General features: G+C 59.3%; 18 protein-coding genes and 1 tRNA gene. 12 read left to right on the top strand and 7 right to left on the bottom strand.

Annotation, left to right across the window (positions count from 1 at the left end):
- The first annotated feature begins 31 nt into the window (after positions 1-31).
- The 6 genes from ACOBR2_RS03410 (at position 32) to ACOBR2_RS03385 (ending at position 5,497) form a co-directional block, all read left to right on the top strand.
- Positions 32-2,185 (top strand): M28 family metallopeptidase, encoded by a 2,154-nt coding sequence (locus ACOBR2_RS03410; RefSeq protein ID WP_420238666.1) that lies wholly within the window; start codon positions 32-34, stop codon positions 2,183-2,185.
- Positions 2,186-2,891: 706 nt separating this feature from the next.
- Entirely contained in the window at positions 2,892-3,023 is a 132-nt protein-coding gene (locus tag ACOBR2_RS03405) for a hypothetical protein (protein ID WP_420238665.1), read from the top strand.
- 112 nt (positions 3,024-3,135) lie between these two features.
- On the top strand, positions 3,136-3,603 hold the full coding sequence (locus ACOBR2_RS03400) for a cytochrome c maturation protein CcmE (RefSeq protein WP_420238664.1): 468 nt from the start codon (positions 3,136-3,138) through the stop codon (positions 3,601-3,603).
- 6 nt (positions 3,604-3,609) lie between these two features.
- Positions 3,610-4,287 carry a heme ABC exporter ATP-binding protein CcmA gene (gene ccmA, locus ACOBR2_RS03395; RefSeq protein ID WP_420238663.1) on the top strand — a complete coding sequence of 226 codons (678 nt, stop codon included), beginning with the start codon at positions 3,610-3,612 and terminating at the stop codon, positions 4,285-4,287.
- On the top strand, positions 4,284-4,835 hold the full coding sequence (ybaK, locus tag ACOBR2_RS03390; protein WP_420238662.1) for a Cys-tRNA(Pro) deacylase: 552 nt from the start codon (positions 4,284-4,286) through the stop codon (positions 4,833-4,835). The genes ccmA and ybaK overlap by 4 nt, the downstream gene beginning before the upstream one ends.
- Positions 4,832-5,497, top strand: coding sequence for a heme exporter protein CcmB (locus ACOBR2_RS03385; RefSeq protein ID WP_420238661.1), 666 nt, complete (start codon positions 4,832-4,834; stop codon positions 5,495-5,497). Before ybaK ends, ACOBR2_RS03385 begins: the two co-directional genes overlap by 4 nt.
- Positions 5,498-5,693: 196 nt before the next feature.
- Here ACOBR2_RS03385 and ACOBR2_RS03380 read toward each other — a convergent pair whose 3' ends face one another.
- Together ACOBR2_RS03380 and ACOBR2_RS03375 are read right to left on the bottom strand one after the other, a co-directional pair.
- Positions 5,694-6,902: a S41 family peptidase gene (locus ACOBR2_RS03380; RefSeq protein WP_420238660.1), complete on the bottom strand. Its 1,209-nt coding sequence runs from the start codon at positions 6,900-6,902 to the stop codon at positions 5,694-5,696.
- Positions 6,903-7,019: 117 nt separating this feature from the next.
- A tRNA-Met gene (locus tag ACOBR2_RS03375) sits at positions 7,020-7,096 on the bottom strand.
- Positions 7,097-7,343: 247 nt separating this feature from the next.
- Here ACOBR2_RS03375 and ACOBR2_RS03370 point away from each other — a divergent pair.
- The 4 genes from ACOBR2_RS03370 (at position 7,344) to ACOBR2_RS03355 (ending at position 10,270) form a co-directional block, all read left to right on the top strand.
- Complete coding sequence (locus ACOBR2_RS03370) at positions 7,344-7,961, top strand: FMN-dependent NADH-azoreductase (protein ID WP_420238659.1); 618 nt, start codon at positions 7,344-7,346, stop codon at positions 7,959-7,961.
- Between the two features lie 334 nt (positions 7,962-8,295).
- Positions 8,296-9,030, top strand: a complete 735-nt coding sequence (kdsB, locus tag ACOBR2_RS03365; protein ID WP_420238658.1) for a 3-deoxy-manno-octulosonate cytidylyltransferase — start codon at positions 8,296-8,298, stop codon at positions 9,028-9,030.
- Positions 9,031-9,058: 28 nt separating this feature from the next.
- Positions 9,059-9,754, top strand: coding sequence for a uracil-DNA glycosylase (locus ACOBR2_RS03360; protein ID WP_420238657.1), 696 nt, complete (start codon positions 9,059-9,061; stop codon positions 9,752-9,754).
- Positions 9,755-9,769: 15 nt separating this feature from the next.
- Positions 9,770-10,270 carry a hypothetical protein gene (locus ACOBR2_RS03355; protein ID WP_420238656.1) on the top strand — a complete coding sequence of 167 codons (501 nt, stop codon included), beginning with the start codon at positions 9,770-9,772 and terminating at the stop codon, positions 10,268-10,270.
- A 197-nt stretch (positions 10,271-10,467) separates the two neighbouring features.
- Here the strand turns inward: ACOBR2_RS03355 and ACOBR2_RS03350 are convergent, their stop codons facing one another.
- From ACOBR2_RS03350 to rpmI, 5 genes are all read right to left on the bottom strand, one after another.
- Entirely contained in the window at positions 10,468-10,782 is a 315-nt protein-coding gene (locus ACOBR2_RS03350; RefSeq protein WP_420238655.1) for a hypothetical protein, read from the bottom strand.
- Positions 10,783-10,961: 179 nt separating this feature from the next.
- The gene (gene larA / locus ACOBR2_RS03345) at positions 10,962-12,233 is read right to left on the bottom strand and encodes a nickel-dependent lactate racemase (protein ID WP_420238654.1); all 1,272 of its coding nucleotides are present in this window, start codon (positions 12,231-12,233) and stop codon (positions 10,962-10,964) included.
- 55 nt (positions 12,234-12,288) lie between these two features.
- Positions 12,289-13,464 carry a carbohydrate porin gene (locus ACOBR2_RS03340; protein WP_420238653.1) on the bottom strand — a complete coding sequence of 392 codons (1,176 nt, stop codon included), beginning with the start codon at positions 13,462-13,464 and terminating at the stop codon, positions 12,289-12,291.
- A gap of 401 nt (positions 13,465-13,865) precedes the next feature.
- Positions 13,866-14,225 carry a 50S ribosomal protein L20 gene (gene rplT, locus ACOBR2_RS03335; RefSeq protein ID WP_420238652.1) on the bottom strand — a complete coding sequence of 120 codons (360 nt, stop codon included), beginning with the start codon at positions 14,223-14,225 and terminating at the stop codon, positions 13,866-13,868.
- 213 nt (positions 14,226-14,438) lie between these two features.
- Positions 14,439-14,636: a 50S ribosomal protein L35 gene (gene rpmI, locus ACOBR2_RS03330; RefSeq protein WP_420238651.1), complete on the bottom strand. Its 198-nt coding sequence runs from the start codon at positions 14,634-14,636 to the stop codon at positions 14,439-14,441.
- Between the two features lie 240 nt (positions 14,637-14,876).
- Here rpmI and ACOBR2_RS03325 point away from each other — a divergent pair, with 240 nt between their 5' ends.
- Entirely contained in the window at positions 14,877-15,485 is a 609-nt protein-coding gene (locus ACOBR2_RS03325) for a hypothetical protein (protein ID WP_420238650.1), read from the top strand.
- A gap of 71 nt (positions 15,486-15,556) precedes the next feature.
- Positions 15,557-16,075 carry a hypothetical protein gene (locus ACOBR2_RS03320; protein ID WP_420238649.1) on the top strand — a complete coding sequence of 173 codons (519 nt, stop codon included), beginning with the start codon at positions 15,557-15,559 and terminating at the stop codon, positions 16,073-16,075.
- Positions 16,076-16,115: the final 40 nt, after the last annotated feature.

Raw genomic sequence — 16,115 nt, 5'->3', positions numbered from 1 at the left:
TCTTTCCCATAACTTCCCCGGAGGACTGCCGATGTTTGCCCGCGCTGCAATTGTGCTGCTGTTGCCCTTGACGCTGGCCGTCGCGCATCCGAATCCGCAATCCCCTTCTGCGCCCAGCGTGCCGCCTGCCGCCAGCTTTGGCTACGTCGACTTCGCGGCTGAGTCGCGGCTCGAAGAGAAATTTCTGTCTGTACCCGATGCCAAACTTGCCGGCGAACACCTGAAGACGCTCACCGCAGCGCCGCACATGGCCGCCACGCCCGAAGACCGGCGCACGGCCGAGTACGTAGCGCGCAAATTTCGGACGGCCGGGCTCGACACCGAGATTGTGCCCTACCGCGTTCTGCTGAATCAGCCCATTGCCGAGCGGCTGGAGGCCTGGGACGCCAGCGGTCGGCTGTTGATGACTGGCCCCACCCGTGAGCATGTGGAAGGCGACCACGGGCAGGACGATCCCCGCGTGGTGATGCCCTTCAGCGGAGCTTCAGCCTCGGGCGACGTGCTCGGTGAGGTGGTCTACGCCAACTACGGACGCCCCGAAGACTTTCGCCAGTTGGAGGCCGAGCACATCGACCTGCACGGCAAGATTGTGCTCTGCCGCTACGGCATGAACTTTCGCGGTGTGAAGGTTTTTCTGGCCGAGCAGCGGGGCGCGGCGGCCGTGCTCATCTACAGCGATCCGGCCGACGATGGCGCAAACCGTGGCGAGGTCTGGCCGAAGGGGCCATGGCGTCCCTCGACGGGCGTGCAGCGCGGTTCGGTGCAGTACATCTTCCGTTCTCCGGGCGATCCGGAGACGCCGGGTGTGGCCTCTACACCTTCGCTGCCTGATTCGGCCCGCTTGCGCCACTTTACCGGCCCCAAGGGTGTGCAGCCAGCCATTCCCGCGCTGCCCATCAGCGCCCACGACGCCCAACCGATTCTGGCCTCACTGAAGGGCGCGATGGCTCCGCGGGAGTGGCAGGGTGGGCTTGATCTGCGCTACCGGCTGACGGGCGGGGTGCGCGTCCATCTGCTTTCGCGCCAGAACTATCAGCGGCGCATCATCTGGGATGTGATCGGCCGGGTGCGCGGCACGGCCCAGCCCGACGAGTGGATTGTGGCCGGTAATCATCGCGACGCCTGGGTTTACGGCGCGGTGGATCCATCGAGTGGCACGGCGGCCATGCTGGAAACCGTGCACGGCTTGGGCACTTTGCTGCGTCAGGGATGGCGGCCACGGCGGTCGCTGCTGATCTGCAGTTGGGACGCGGAAGAAGAGGGTCTGATCGGCTCGACCGAGTGGGTGGAGCAGCATCCCCAGATTCTGCGCAACACCGTGGCCTACTTCAACATGGATGTGGCCGTGGCGGGGCCGGATTTTTCTGCCGCCGCTACGCCTTCGCTCAAGGAATTCCTGCGCGGCGTCACTCGCAGCGTGCCCAGTCCGCAGGGCGGCAGCGTCTTCCAGCAGTGGCGCAGCCAGCAGGCCGGATTAGCCCACAAAGACGAACGCCACCGCGATGCTCAGCCAGAAGAGGAAGTGCGCATCGCTGGCCTAGGTTCCGGCTCGGACTTTACACCCTTCTTTGAGCGTGCAGGTGTGCCATCGGCCGACCTCAGCTCGGAGGGCTCCTACGGCGTCTATCATTCGGCTTTCGACAGTTACGACTGGTACGTACGCAACGCCGATCCGCACTTTGCCTATCTGCAGCAGATGGCTCGCGTCTTTGGTCTGGCCGTCTTGCGCATGGACGGCGCTGAGGTGCTGCCCTACGACGATGCGGCTTACGCCAGCGAAATTGCCGAGGCTCTGGAAAACGCCCGCACCCGGGCCGGGGAAGTCGGCCTGAAATCTTTGGACTTTGCCCCGGCGCTCTCAGCTTGCAGCCATTTTCAGGCTGCGGCACGCAGCACGGAATCACTTACGCTGCGCCCACCCACGGGCCTGGCCCGCCAGCACCAGCTGAATCAGGCTTTGCGGCAGGCGGAGAGCGATCTGCTGAGTCCTGCCGGACTGCCGGGGCGTCCCTGGTACAAGCATCTGATTTTCGCTCCCGGAGGGACGACCGGCTATGCTGCCGTGATTCTTCCCGGAGTCAATGAGGCCATCGACGCAGAGGACAAAGCGACGGCCGCAACCCAACTGACGGCGCTCAGCCAGGCTCTGGAACGCGCCGCCCAAACCCTGAATGCAGTCCGATGAACAGACTGCAACCACTTGTTTCTGGCTGAAGAATACGGGCAGTGCGTTCCCACAAGCCCCTGATTTTCTTCCCGGAATCCGGTTGGACTTTATTCCCATGGACGTTTTGCGGGGATTTCTTTTTGAGTGATCTGTGCAGGACATTGTGGGAATTGCGTTTTCGCAGATTGGGAGTTTTTTGATGAAGGATTTTTTCCTGGGTCTTGCATTTGTACTGATGATCCTTGTCCCTGCCATAATTGCACACTGTCGCAAGACCGACCAGGAAGATCAGCAGCTTTGATTCTCTTCCCGGAGTGAATCTTTAGAGCCTTTTTGGAATACACATAGACTTTTTGGGGGGCTTGCAAGGTGCCTTTTTCTTGAGGAAAAAGGCACTTAGCATCCAGCTTTCGGTCTACAGTAATTCCGAAAATGCTTTACCCCTGATTTTCTATCTGTTCAGCCGGTATGGACCGACCGCCGGCTGACCCCTTCCAAACGCCTCCTCTGTACGCAAGCCAGTATCAAAAACTTGGTTGATTCTTCAAACTGCAATCTCTCTGGTGCGGCTGCCCGGAACTTTGCATGACGCAAAAGTTGTGTTCTTCTGCCCCGGTCAGGCGATATTCCCGTCCAGTTCAAGAAGATTAATCTTTGTTTAGGTTGGAGCCGGAAGGCAATTCCAGCTCAGGATCAGACGCTGCGCATGGGAGGCAGCATTTGTATGATGGATCTTTTGATTGGCCTTGCCTTTGTGGCCATGTTGATTGTGCCGGCAGTGGTCGCCACTCTGCAGCGCTCCGATGCGCAGGACAGTGATGTACAGCCAGAGCATGGAAAATCTGTAAACCAGTAATTTAACCTTCCCGGAACGCACTGGAAATCTGCCCCGCAGCCCTATTTGGAGCGGCACTGGTTGTTTGCCCGTTGACCTGAGCGGCCCGGCCCCGTATCCTCAATGCTTAAGTATGAAGATCCCCGCCAACAACCTTCGCATCGGCGCCGCAGTGGTGGTGATTCTGGGCACCATTGCCTGGCTGGCCTACTCCGGCTACAGTTCCGGAAAGAGCTATTACGTCACCGTCCCCGAACTGGTGAAGATGGGCAACAAGGCCTACCACAGCAATTTGCGAGTGGACGGCTTTGTGGTTCCCGGCAGCATTGAGCACTCCGGCCCCCACGTCACCTTCGTGATGAATGAATTTGAAAGCCACGCGCCGCAAGCCGCGCAGGGCCGCACGCTCAGAGTCGAATACAAGGGCTCGGAACCTCCTCCGGACACATTTAAGGACGATGCCCAGGCTTTGGCCGAGGGCACCCTCGGCAGAGACGGCGTTTTGCACGCCACAGTGCTGCAGGCCAAGTGCGCCAGCAAGTACGCTGCCACGCAGAATGGCCAGCAGGCCTCGGCCACTACGCCGGGAGCCGCCCGCTAAAGCCAAATGTCCGATTCAGCCACGCACGATCTAGTACCCACCGCCCGTTGTGAAAGCGTTTCTAAGCTCTTTGGCAGCTTTGCGGCGCTGCGTCAGGTTTCGGTGGAGTTTCTGCCTGGCCGCTGCTACGTGTTGCTGGGCGAGAACGGTGCGGGCAAATCAACCCTGCTGCGCATTCTGGCCGGTCTGATCCGGCCCAGCCACGGCCAGCTCACCGTTTTTGGCGGCCAAAGCCCACAGCTGGCCCGTGAGCGCATTGGTTACATGAGCCACGCGCCTATGCTCTACGACGAGCTGACCGGCGTGGAGAACCTGCGCTACTTTGCCGAGCTCTATCCGGACCGGCCCTGCCTGGAACCGGCCGAGGCGCTGCGGCAGGTGGGGCTTGATCCTACGCTCACCCGCACGCTGGGCCAGTATTCGCAGGGCATGCGCCAGCGCACCTCGCTTGCCCGCGTGCTGCTTTCGCAGCCGGAGCTGCTGTTGCTCGACGAGCCTTTTTCCAACATGGACGTGGAGAGCGCGCGCCAGATGGTGGCACTGCTGGCAGGCTTCCGTCAGGCCAACCGGACCATTGTGCTCACCACGCATCAGCGCGACCTGAGCGAGCCCATCGCCGACCACATGCTGACCCTGCACGCTGGCCGCGTGGCAAATTTTGAGGCAGGGACTTTGGCACGATGAAGACCAACGCGGCACGTTTTCTGGATTCTCTTGGCCTCGCGTACGAGCTGATGGAGTACGAGGTAGACCCCGACGATCTTTCGGCTTTGGCGGTGGCGGGCAAGGTCGGTATGCCGCCCGGGCAGGTCTTTAAAACGCTGCTCACCACCGACGGAGCGGGCGAATACGTTTTTGCCGTGATTCCCGGCGACGCCGAGCTGGACTTCAAGAAGTTGGCCAAGGCTGCCGGACTGCGCAAGACAGAAATGGCTCCGCTTAAAGAGCTGCAGAATCTGACCGGCTACATTCGCGGCGGCTGTACCGTCTTTGGCGCAAAAAAGCCCTACCCGGTCTTCGTCGACGAAACCATCGTTCTCTGGGACAAAATCAGCGTCTCAGCCGCTTTGCGCGGCGCTCAGCTCATTCTTGCGCCGGACGACTATCTGAAGGCTGCTGAGGCACAGACCCTAGATCTGAGCAAGAGCGTGGAAGCTGCGGAAGAAGAATCCGACTGGCAGAAATTCCAGCATGCCGGCACGTCGGGCAAGAGCAAGGGGAAACACAAATGAGCGCACTCTGGACCCACCTCGTCAAGGATCTGCGCATTGAGTGGCGCTCCCGCGAGGCCATCAACTCCATGCTCTTCTTCGCGCTGCTGGTGGTGGTGCTGTTTTCGCTGGCCTTCGATCCGCGCGGCAGCTTCTCCCGCGAGATTGCTGGCGGCGTGCTCTGCGTGGCCACGTTGTTTGCCTCGGTGAGCGCACTCAATCAGGCCTGGGCCCGCGAGATCCGCCACTCCGTGCTGGACGCGCAGCGCATGGCTCCTACCGCCGGGGCGGAGCTCTTCCTGGCCAAAGTGCTGGCTAACTTTCTGTTTGTCTCCATCGTGCAGGCGCTGCTAGCCCCGGTCTTTCTGGTCTTTTACAATCTGCAGATTCTGGGCAACGGCTGGCAGTTGCTGCTGGTCCTGCCTCTGGGCACGTGGGCTCTGGTGGCCAACGGAACCTTTTTTGCCGCGCTCTCCATCCGCAGCCGCAACCGTGAGCTGCTGCTGCCGCTGATCCTGTTCCCCATCTTCATGCCGGCGTTGCTGGCCATGGTACAGGCCACCACGTCGATCCTGACCGGCGAAAGCGACCCCACACTCTGGATCAAGCTGCTGCTCGGCTACGACATCATCTTCACTACCGTCAGCCTGCTGCTCTTCGACGTCGTCTTCCACGCGGAGTAGCGGGCTAACAGCTGCTAGATATTTCAGGCTGTCGATAAACAACTCCCAGTTCTTAGCGGAAAGCTGGGAGCTAAAAGCTGGAAGCTGTCTTCCGGTAGAAATACAAAACCGGTGCCATCCTGAAGATGGCACCGGTCCGGCAAAAAATCCAACACAACTTGAGTTAGCAAGAATAGCTGAAAGCTGAAAGCCGCTTTTAGCTATTCTTGCTCTTCAGCAGCTCCAGTGCCTTATCCAGGAAGACGTCGGTCTTGCTGGGCGCGGGCTTGGACGTCGCGTCTTCGTCCTCTTCGTTCTGATTGCCCACCGTAATGTCGGGGGTTACGGCGTCGTCCTGAATCTTCTTGCCGCCGGCCGTCTGATACTTGGCCACGGTCAGCAACAGGGCAGCTCCGCCATTCAGGTTGAAGGTCTTCTGCACCGAGCCTTCGCCGAAGGTATGTTCCCCGACCACGTTGGCACGCTTCAGGTCCAGCAGGGCCGCGGCGGTCAGCTCCGGTGCGCCATAGGTGCCACGGTTGACCAGCACCACCAGCGGCGCATCGGTCAGGCACTTGGCCGGATCGGCCACAAAACTCTGCTGCGGAAACTGCTGGCCGCTGAGCGTGGCCATGGTTCCCTGCTTTAGGAAGAGGTTGGCCAGGCGCAGGCCCAGCTGCAGGTCTTCGCCCGTCGTATCCCGCAGATCCAGCAGGATCTTGGTTCCCTTGGGCGCGGCCTTGATCTTGGCCGCAATCTCGTCCACCCGCTCGGCCGTCAGCACACCCGGCTTGAGCGAGAGAATCGTCTGATTTTCGTAGTTCTGCACGGCCAGCGCCGGAGCCGGCGTCTCCGCACGGGTCAGCGTAATCTTGTCGGGGTCCGCCTTGGACTGCGACTGGCGCACCACGGCCAGCGTCACCGTCGAGCCGGGCTTTCCGGCCAACATCAGGCGAATGACCGCCGGAGCCAGATCGTGGCTCGACTGGCCATCGATGGCCTCGATCACGTCGCCGTTCTTGATCTGTTCCTTGTCGGCAGGCGAACCGGGCCGCACATTCACCACCAGAGCATAGCCATAGCGCTTGGCCACCGTCAGGCCCACCTGCACGCCCGTAGCAGCAGAACGCTCGGTGTAGATCTTGTACTCAGTCGGCGTCAGATAGCTCGAATCGGCGTCGAGCGACTCCAGCAGGCCGTGCATTGCGCCGGTCGTCACATCGCCCATGTTCGGCTCGGTCACGTAATCGGTCTGAATCTTTTTGAGGACGTCGGCATAGACACCCACCTGCTTATAAGCGCCATCCTGATCGCTGCCGGCATGCACGCCGAAAAAGCCCAGCTCACCCAGGCCAAAGCCCAAGCCAAGCGCGGCAAAGATGACCACCGAGACGACAAACACAAAACGCTGAAAAAGTCGGGACACGCACACCACCGGGACGGGTTTTCTGACAGAGAAACCCTGATCTATAGACGCAATCATAGCGCAAGGGGTGCGAGGAAGAAGAAAAGCACAGCAAAAACCGAAGTTTTGGGCTGAATTTGGTGGCGGGAGGCAGGATCGAACTGCCGACCTACGGGTTATGAATCCGTCGCTCTAACCATCTGAGCTACCCCGCCACGGACGTCCGGAAGTGGACGAAAAAGGCAGAACGGAGCAGAAGGTCTCCGCTCACACGTTCCATAACTAATCATACGGGCAGGCCGGTTTCCGGTCAAACCCGGAGCGAGTGCGATCCGTGCAAAACCCGGACTACAGGTTTGGCAAAAGTTTTTGGAACCTTTTGCGGAGTAGGACCGTCCAAAGATCAGGAAGGTTGTTTGAACAATCAATTCCCTTCCACAAGTTCTCTCCGAGGTCGAAAACATGTCCACGATTCTTCATCTCGCCATCAGTCCCCGCAGCGATTCCACCTCTAACCGTCTGGCCACCCAGTATGTAGACGGCCTGAAGAAGAAGGATTCCGCAGCCGTCGTCTACCACCACAACACCACCAACGAAAAGCTGCCCTACGTAGACGAGGCCGCCCTCGGTACGCTGTTCGCCGGCATCGAACCGGCCAGCGACGAGCAGAAGCAGATTCTGGCCCTGAGCGAAAAGCTGATTGGTGAGCTTTTGGCCGCCGACACCATCGTCGTCTCCGTGCCCATGTGGAATCTTGGCTTCCCGGCCTCGTTCAAGGCCTGGGTTGACCTGATCAGCCGTCCCGGCCGCACCTTCAACTACGTGGCAGGCGGCGGCGTTGAGACGCTTCTTCCCGCCGGCAAGAAGGTCGTGATCGTCAGCTCGCGCGGTGGCGCCTACACCGAGGGCACGCCTTGGGCCAGCTACGATCAGGTGATCCCCTACCTGCGCACCCTCTTCGCCTTCTTCGGCATCTCGAACATAACGGTGGTGACGGTCGACAACCAGAACCGCTCAGGCGATGCTCCCACCGAGGGCCTGGCCGCCGCTGAAAAGAAGATTGCCGAGTTGCTCGCCTAAGTTTTCAGCTACTTTTCCCGCCGCTCCGGGTTTTATCCATAGAGCAGTTCTCCAATTGCTGTACACCGAAGCCTCTGCAACTGAGTGGCTTTTTCCTCAAGAAAAAGCCACCTTGCACGATCTACAAAGGGCTACACCTATTGGAGAACCGCTCTAGAAACCCGGAGCACACCAAGCTTGCGTCCGCTGTGGCTTCCCCTACCCCTGATCCCACCATGGCGGGCGCAGTCGCCCTTTTCTGTGCCGCTGGACCAGTGCTGTTCTCCAATAGGTACCCCCTTGGCCACTTCGGCTTTGGTGTACAGCCCTCGGAGAACCGCTTAAACTTTTCAGCATGAGCTCGTTGAAAATTGCCGGTGTCATTCCGGCCCGTCTTGGCTCCACGCGTCTTCCCCGCAAAGTTCTGCGCACTCTCGCCGGCCGCCCCATGGTCGAGTGGGTGTGGCGCGCCGCCAGCGCCTGCGGCCTGATGGACCCGGTGGTGATTGCAACCGATTCGGAAGAAGTGGCCGCCGTCTGCCGCGAGCGCTCACTGCCGGTGGTGATGACCTCACCCGACTGCCCATCCGGCTCCGACCGCGTGCGCGAAGTGGCCCGCCAGATCGAGGCCGATATTTACGTGAACATCCAAGGCGACGAACCAACGCTAACCGCCGATTTTTTCACTCGTCTGCTGGCACTCTTTGACCGGCCCGAGGTGGACGTGGCCACACTCAGCGTCCGCTGCCCGGCCATCGAGTTCCAGAATCCCAACGCCGTCAAAGTGGTAACCGCAATCGATGGCCGCGCCCTCTACTTCAGCCGCTCCACAATCCCCTACGACCGCGACCAGACCGGCTTTACAGGCTACCGCAAGCATCTGGGCATCTACGCCTATCGCAAGGCCGCGCTCGACCGCTTTGCCGCGCTTACACCCTCGCCGCTTGAAAAACTGGAGCGCCTGGAGCAGCTTCGCCTGCTGGAAAACGGCATGGCGCTCTACGTGGCCGAAGCCCCACACGACACCATCGGCGTAGACACCGAAGAAGATCTGGCCCGCGCCGAAGCCTTCTTCGCCAACCGCGCGTAAACCTTCTTTTGCGCCGTAAAATCGGAGCATGAGTGAGATTGCCACGCTCGATGCGCTGAACCGGCAGATCGTGGACTGCACACGCTGTGAGCGGCTGCGTTCCTATTGCGCTGAGGTGGCGCGGGTCAAACGCAAGGCCTATGCTGACCGGGAATACTGGGGCAAGCCTGTGCCTTCCTTCGGCGATCCTCGGGCCCGGGTGCTGGCGCTCGGCCTTGCCCCCGGCGCACACGGCTCCAACCGCACCGGCAGGCCCTTTACCGGCGATGGATCGGGCGAGTTTCTTTTTCCCACGCTCTATGAAGCTGGCTTTGCCTCGCAGCCTGTAGCCACCAGCCGCGAAGACGGCCTTCGCTTGCACGATCTGTGGATCAGCTCGGTGGGCCGCTGCGCACCACCCGGCAACAAGCCAACCACCGAAGAGCTGAACCACTGCGCTCCCTGGCTCGACGAGGAACTGCGCCTGCTGAGCGCATTGCGGGTGGTCGTCTGCCTGGGCAAGATCGCCTTTGATGGCCTGCTCAGCTGGGAGCAGCGCATGGGCCGGCTCAAGCGCCGCTCCGCCTACACCTTTGGCCACGCCGCCGAATACACATTGCCCGGCGGTCTGCAGGTAATCGCCAGCTATCATCCCTCGCTGCAAAATACCAATACCGGCAAGCTTACCCGCGCCATGTTTCTGGCGGTATTCCGCCGCGCGCGCCTGCTGGCCGAACTCGACTAGAGAGGAGTCAGGCACATGGATCTGCTGCAACGGGCGCTCGACCGGGTGCTGTTACAAGATGCGGAACTGGAGAAGATTGAGCCGCGCGCAAAACCGAAAACACTCGCCCGCCACTGGTCGCGGGCCGTGCTGATGGAGCGCATTGCCTATCTGAAAGAGATGGCCCGCTTTGGCAACGGGACCGAGCAGGAAACCGTGCGCGAGTCGCCCGGCCATGCGGCCCATCTGCTCTTTCGCGCCCGCTCCGGCGACGCAGAGTTACATCCGCATCATACGCATCTGTTCGTGGTGCTCACAGGCGCGGCCACGCTCGTCAGCGGAGGAATGGTCAGAAATCTGCGTGAGGCGGATGAGGAAAAAATGCTGGGGGACAGCATCGAAGGCGGAGAAGAACAGCAACTGCGCCCAGGCGACGTTGCGCACATTCCTGCGGGCACGCCCTTTCAGATGCTGCTCACCGGCGAGCAATCGCTCAGTTGCTTTGCCATGCGTCTGGAAGAACCTCCGCCAGAATAGAGCGCGGAAAAAAGCAAAAAAACGCGTACAGGACAGTGGGGTCGTCCTGCACGCGTCGGCTAGGTTACCAGCTAAAGAAAATTCAGAGTTGGTGTAGTGCGAGTCGATGCTTTCCCGTGCAGTTTTCCTCAAGAAAACTGCACCTGGCACCTTCTTCGCGCCCCACGGTAACTCTGGATTTGCTCTAGGTTATAGTTCTAGGCCATCGCCGGGAAAACACTTGTGTGAAAGTTTTCGTTGGACATGATCGGCTGGGAATTCTCAGCCTGCGCGTTCAGAAGCGTGTAGTGAACGCGATCCTGACAACCACGGCATACGGGAAAGTGCATTCCTGTACGCATCGTCACCGTGTGGCTGCAGGCATGCGGTGCGCCATCAATCGCGTCATGCGTCACCAGATAAGTAGCCGAGTACGGAGCCAGGGATCCTGCCTCAAAACGCTTCCCGCGCGCCAGTGCAGGCTGCGCCTCGGATGCAGTTGCTGTACGTGCCAGCCACGTTGCACCGATCAAAAGGGATGCTCCTGCCAAAAAATTTCTACGATCCACGCCTCTCTCCTCTCATTTTTCTGCAGAAAATCTACGCAATTCCCCAACAGGTATAACTCAAGCCTCTGTTGCGGAGTTATTTTTTCAGAGGAAGAGATAACTCCGCAGCAAGAGCTTGGGAATACAGAAATTGGAGAACCGCTCTAACTCACAACCACGGCCAGGCCATTGGGAATTACGGTGATCTTGCTCTCCTTGCCCTTCAGCGCGCGTGCCCGCTGCAGCGCTTCGGCAAAGCTGCCCGCGTATTCCATATGCATGTCTTTCACAACCTTGGGGTCGATCATGTCAGAGACAATGATGACAGGATGCTTGCTGAGAATGCGCGCCAGCACCTGCGACTCCCACTGGTCGGGGACCGTCTCCAGACGCGGCGTATGCGCAATCTTGTCCAGATGTTCCTGCGCCGTCTTGACCTGGGAAAGATTCTTGAAGAAGCCTTCGCCACCGGCTCCATCGCTGAGCCCTGCCACCATGATGATGGCGCCGCCATCGTTGGTTGTGGCTTCAGCAGAGACCATTCCCTTCACACCTTGATAGATGTTCTGATCCATCGGATAGCCGCCATTGGTGGTGACAGTAATATCGGACATGACCTTGGGAGCGCGTGCCAGCTTGTCGAGGAATGCGCATCCCTGCAGATGAGCAGCATCTGTGTCGCCGGCAAAAGAAGCGATGATCGTCCGGTCGCCATTGAGCACGACATTGACGATGAACTTCAGCTTGGCGGTGCGTGCGGCGTACAGCATGTCGGTGTGAATCGGATTTTTTTCGAGGATGCCGGGCCGTGCAAAGGGGGAAGCCACAAACTCGCCGCAGTGATTGGCCATGATGGTCTTGAAAGATGAAATGCCCGGCAGCACGGACTTGCGTCCACCCGAGTAACCGGCGAACAGATGCGGCTCAATGAATCCTTCGGCCACCAGCAGGTCGGCATCATAGGCAACGCGATTGATGATGCACTCGCCGCCCGAAGGCAGCGTGCCAATCTTCACCATCTCGCTATCGTTAAGCGAGTAGTGCATGACAATGTGCTCATCGCTGGCAATCTTCTCACCGTACTTGGCCACTAGCTCTTCGTGCGTCGAGGCGCGATGGGTTCCGGCAGCCACCAGAATTGTGACCTTGGCATCGGGAGCCGTTCTGCGAATGCGCTCCAGAAGCTGCGGCATGATTACCGCCGAAGGCACCGGGCGCGTGTGATCCGAGCTGATGATGACAATATTCTTCTTGCCCCGGGCCAGCTCTTCCAGGCGCGGCGATCCGGTGGGATTGTCCAGAGAGGCGGCAACCAACTGCTGCGGCGTTGCCTCGGACTTATACTCTTCCACCTTGGATACCAACACACCGGCAACATACCGGTCTTCGATTTCGATCTCCATCTTGCGGGTGTGATAGGGAAGTTCGAATTTCATTGCATTCTCCTAGGGTACAAACGGTAGAGGCGCTAGATGGCCTAACGCCCTTCCATTAGAAGTTGAGAACGATGTTGGCGCCGAGAGCCAGTGCGTTGGGTACGTGGCTTCCCGTCGGCAGAGTGCTGGCAATGCTCTCACTGCCACGCGGATGAATCATGTATTGCAGATCAGGCTGAAAGCTCAGGCCGGGGTGCAGAGCAAAGGTGTAACTGGCCTCCACAACCTCGTCGTTGTCTCTCTGCAGAATCTTCTCAGTCGTGCTGGAAAGCGAGGCAGGAGCATTCTTGAAGTTGCCGTAAACAACGCCGACCGAGGCAATGTCATGGGGACGCGCGGCAAAGGGACCATACGCGGCAAAACCGCCGTCAAAGAACCAGGGAACGGTGTTAACGCGCTGCTGAGGCTCGGCAGTAAACGTGCCCACCACGCCAAGGTGGCGATGAACACCCTGCGCATTGCCAAAGGAAAGCAGCTGATGGTCTACCACGGTGTAGAGGCCGTAAAGCCCCGTGGCATTCTGCTCCGTTGTACCAGCCAGTTTGGTATAGGTGCCGCCATTGTAGTAGCCGCCCAGCTTGACGTTGGTCGTGTTGCCGCGCTGGCTCCAGCCCACTTCGCCAATGGTGAACAACGGGCCACGCACGCTCATGTCGATGCCGTGCTGGTAACCCTGCCGCTGCCGGGGGTCGCCATTGTAGGCACCGGCAGCGGCATAAACGCCATGATCAAAGTGGTAGCGCACACGCGCACCCCAGGTCGTATGCGGGTAGCCGGCCGCGCCATTCGCGTTGAAGAACAACGATTGTGGAATCAGATTGAACCCCACCGAAGCAAAGATCTTGAAGTATTCCGACCCCATGAACTCTTCGCTCTCCAGCGAGTTTACCGTCAATCGGCCCACGCGAAGGTTGAGTTTGTCACCATCAAGACGCTGTTCGTAACCAAGATAGGTCAATCTGGGCTGGGTTCCGGCAACGTCGGCAAGCTGAATGGGGTTGCTGTTGCCCACGTAGGCGTCGGTAAGGCTATTGCCAAAGTTCACCGCGCCGCCCACAAAAAAGTCTCCGCCACGCAACCCGATCAACTTTTCCGTCTTGAAGTGGAAGTCAACACCCGCAAGACTATAGTCGCTTGCTCCGGTCTGCTGGCCGCCATGCACGTTGGCATACGGATCGGTGATCAGGAATGCGGAAGGTTCAATGCCACGTTCAACCAGACGGGTCCGCACACCGTCCCAATCGCCAAGCAGATAATTGCTGCGCAGTGCTGTGCGTCTACGGCTGAATCCTGCGCAACAAGCGCATGGCCAGCCAAAACCAGCATCAGAACGGAAAGGATACAGCCGGACAAACCAGACAAACTACGAAAATGCTTCGAAGCCACGTGCGTCTCCTGCAATCGACCGTTACTTCCAGCTTCCGCAGATTGCGGAAAACTTCAGTACGCGTCTGGATCCAGTAGAGCACAGGAAGAAATGCACAGCCAAGAGGATTGGCGCGCGATGGCCGTGCAAAAAAGCACAAAGGTAACGATACACAGCATGAGATGAAAATATGAGAAGGGATTCCTGAATCCAACAGCAAAGCCCCGGATTGCTCCGGGGCTTTTGCATGGATTTATCTGACCTGCTTAGACAGCCAGGGCGGCCTTGGCCTTGTTCACCAGATCGGTGAAACCGACGGCGTCCTTGACGGCGATGTCGGCCAGGACCTTGCGGTCCAGCTCAATGCCGGCCTTCTTGAGGCCGTTGATGAACTGCGAGTAGCTGGTGTTGTTCAGCTTGCAGGCAGCCGAAATACGCACAATCCAGAGCGAACGGAACTGGCGCTTCTTCTGCTTACGGCCGCTGTAGGCAAACTTCAGGCCGCGTTCAACGGCTTCCTGAGCTGCCTGATAGAGCTTTGATTTCGTGAGGAAATAACCACTTGCGCGCTCAAGAATCTTCTTGCGGCGGTCATTCCGCTTGGTGCTGCGTTTTACGCGAGGCATCTTGTTTCTCCGTTTTTGCGTTTGTGTTTCGCGGCTGGAGGCAGGAGGCGTCTCGCCCCGGGGGCGGCGCTTTAGGCCTCTTCACTCGCTAGTTACAAACCTGATCTCTCGGCAGGGGTTGGGAGGCCTTTTGAGTCTCCGCCGTACTGCCGGGGGCTGTGCAACGCATTCGCACAACCCGGAAGCACCGCCTCTTAGAGGGCGGCGCAGCGATCAAGCATAAGGAATCATGCGTGCTACCTTGGCGTAATCGCCATCCGAAACCATCAGAGTCTTACCGAGTTTCCGCTTGGTCTTGGAGGACTTCGACGTCAGGATGTGGCGCGTCTTCGTCTGGCGGCGCTTGATCTTGCCGGTGCCAGTCTTGCTGAAGCGCTTTTTCGCACCCGTATGAGTCTTCAACTTAGGCATTTTTCTTCTCGTTTTGGACCGAAGCAGGGCTATGGTCCTGAGATTGACCCCATGCAGACAGGGGTTTCCCTGCCCGTTCAGGGCTTTGATCAGTATAGCGCAAAGCTGGTTCAAGAACGAGGGGCAGAGGCTCCGCAGCGGTTTTTTGCGCTCCGCGATCCACAATCAACGCCCTTCCTGCCCGGTTTATCATGAAATCTCGTTGAAGAAATGCAATCAACAAGATTTGGAAGACGCACCATGACCGGCAAATTGGAACTGATGATGGGCCCCATGCGCAGCAACAAAACGGCGGAGCTGCTGCGCCGCGCTGAGATGCGCCGCCAGTACGCCCGCCAGCACGTTCTGCTGCTCAAGCCGAGCACCGACACCAAGGCTGGCCCCGGCTTGGTGGAGAGCCGTAACCCCTTGGGCCACGGCAAGATGAGGGCCCATGAGTTCGACGCCGACCAGCCCTGGGAAGTGCTCGAAGTTCTCTTCCAGCGCGAGCAGGAGATCGGCAAAAAGATCGAGTGCATTGCCATCGACGAGGGCCAGTTCGTCCGCGACCTCTTCCAGTTCACCAAGCATCTGCTCGAATCCGGGCACGACGTGCTGGTAGCCGGCCTTGATCTGGACTTCCGCGCCCAACCCTTTGGCGAAATGCTGAACCTGAGCTGGCAGGTGAACGCCTTTGGCGGCTCCATCACCGAGTGCATGGCCTACTGCAACTGCGGCGCAAGGGCGCTCTACTCGCAGCGGCTGATTGACGGCCAGCCAGCAGCCTACGACAGCCCCATCCATGTGCCCGGCGACTCCTACGAACCCCGCTGCGCCGAGCATTTTGTGCTGCCCGGCCGCCCACGGTGACAGTCCTTACTCCAGCCCGTCATAATGGTGCACACCACGGGAGCGCACCGCATCCCAACGAGGACTCAAACGTGAAATCAGTAATTTACAGCCTGATGGCTGCTTTTCTGCTCTCCACCCCGCTCTGGGCCCAGACCCCGACCTCCGGCTGCGGCGATGTGGCCACGCAGTACACCACAAGCCATGATCCGGGTCTGCATCCGGCCCCCACGGCCAAGGGCCAAGTACGCATTTTCTACATTGAAGATGATGACGTTAAAGGCTTTATCAAGCCAACCATGCGCATCGGACTCGATGGCCAGTGGGTAGGCGCAGCGGAAGGCCGCTCCTACTTCTTCATTTACGTCAATCCCGGCCCGCACAAGCTCTGCATCAACTGGCAGAACCCCGACCTGTTCATCCACAAGCAGAAGCCACCCCAAGCTGAGCTAGAGTTCACCGCCAAGGAAGGCGAAACCTACTACTTCATCGGCGAGGGCGACTTCCACGGCGTTGGACGGACCAGCATTACGCTCGATCCGATGAAGACGGCGGAAGGCGAAGAAACCATCGAAGACTATCCGCTCTCCATCTTCCATACTGGCCAGTAAGCGTTGAGTTCCTGAACAAAAACATCTACAGGCCCCTGCG

Origin of the sequence: Telmatobacter bradus (assembly GCF_048629425.1) — a bacterium.
Taxonomy (GTDB): Bacteria; Acidobacteriota; Terriglobia; order Terriglobales; family Acidobacteriaceae; genus Telmatobacter; species Telmatobacter bradus.
The sequence above is the reverse complement of the archived record's forward strand: the minus strand, read 5'-3'. Positions and strand labels throughout refer to the sequence as shown.

What these genes read in the sequence shown, in the direction of transcription:
- rpmI (WP_420238651.1), bottom strand. Translation starts at nt 14,636, where the DNA reads ATGCCTAAGTTGAAGACTCATACGGGTGCGAAAAAGCGCTTCAGCAAG.
- ccmA (WP_420238663.1), top strand. Translation starts at nt 3,610, where the DNA reads ATGTCCGATTCAGCCACGCACGATCTAGTACCCACCGCCCGTTGTGAA.
- kdsB (WP_420238658.1), top strand. Translation starts at nt 8,296, where the DNA reads ATGAGCTCGTTGAAAATTGCCGGTGTCATTCCGGCCCGTCTTGGCTCC.
- larA (WP_420238654.1), bottom strand. Translation starts at nt 12,233, where the DNA reads ATGAAATTCGAACTTCCCTATCACACCCGCAAGATGGAGATCGAAATC.
- ACOBR2_RS03400 (WP_420238664.1), top strand. Translation starts at nt 3,136, where the DNA reads ATGAAGATCCCCGCCAACAACCTTCGCATCGGCGCCGCAGTGGTGGTG.
- ACOBR2_RS03360 (WP_420238657.1), top strand. Translation starts at nt 9,059, where the DNA reads ATGAGTGAGATTGCCACGCTCGATGCGCTGAACCGGCAGATCGTGGAC.
- ACOBR2_RS03410 (WP_420238666.1), top strand. Translation starts at nt 32, where the DNA reads ATGTTTGCCCGCGCTGCAATTGTGCTGCTGTTGCCCTTGACGCTGGCC.
- ACOBR2_RS03355 (WP_420238656.1), top strand. Translation starts at nt 9,770, where the DNA reads ATGGATCTGCTGCAACGGGCGCTCGACCGGGTGCTGTTACAAGATGCG.
- ACOBR2_RS03370 (WP_420238659.1), top strand. Translation starts at nt 7,344, where the DNA reads ATGTCCACGATTCTTCATCTCGCCATCAGTCCCCGCAGCGATTCCACC.
- rplT (WP_420238652.1), bottom strand. Translation starts at nt 14,225, where the DNA reads ATGCCTCGCGTAAAACGCAGCACCAAGCGGAATGACCGCCGCAAGAAG.
- ACOBR2_RS03385 (WP_420238661.1), top strand. Translation starts at nt 4,832, where the DNA reads ATGAGCGCACTCTGGACCCACCTCGTCAAGGATCTGCGCATTGAGTGG.
- ybaK (WP_420238662.1), top strand. Translation starts at nt 4,284, where the DNA reads ATGAAGACCAACGCGGCACGTTTTCTGGATTCTCTTGGCCTCGCGTAC.
- ACOBR2_RS03405 (WP_420238665.1), top strand. Translation starts at nt 2,892, where the DNA reads ATGATGGATCTTTTGATTGGCCTTGCCTTTGTGGCCATGTTGATTGTG.
- ACOBR2_RS03325 (WP_420238650.1), top strand. Translation starts at nt 14,877, where the DNA reads ATGACCGGCAAATTGGAACTGATGATGGGCCCCATGCGCAGCAACAAA.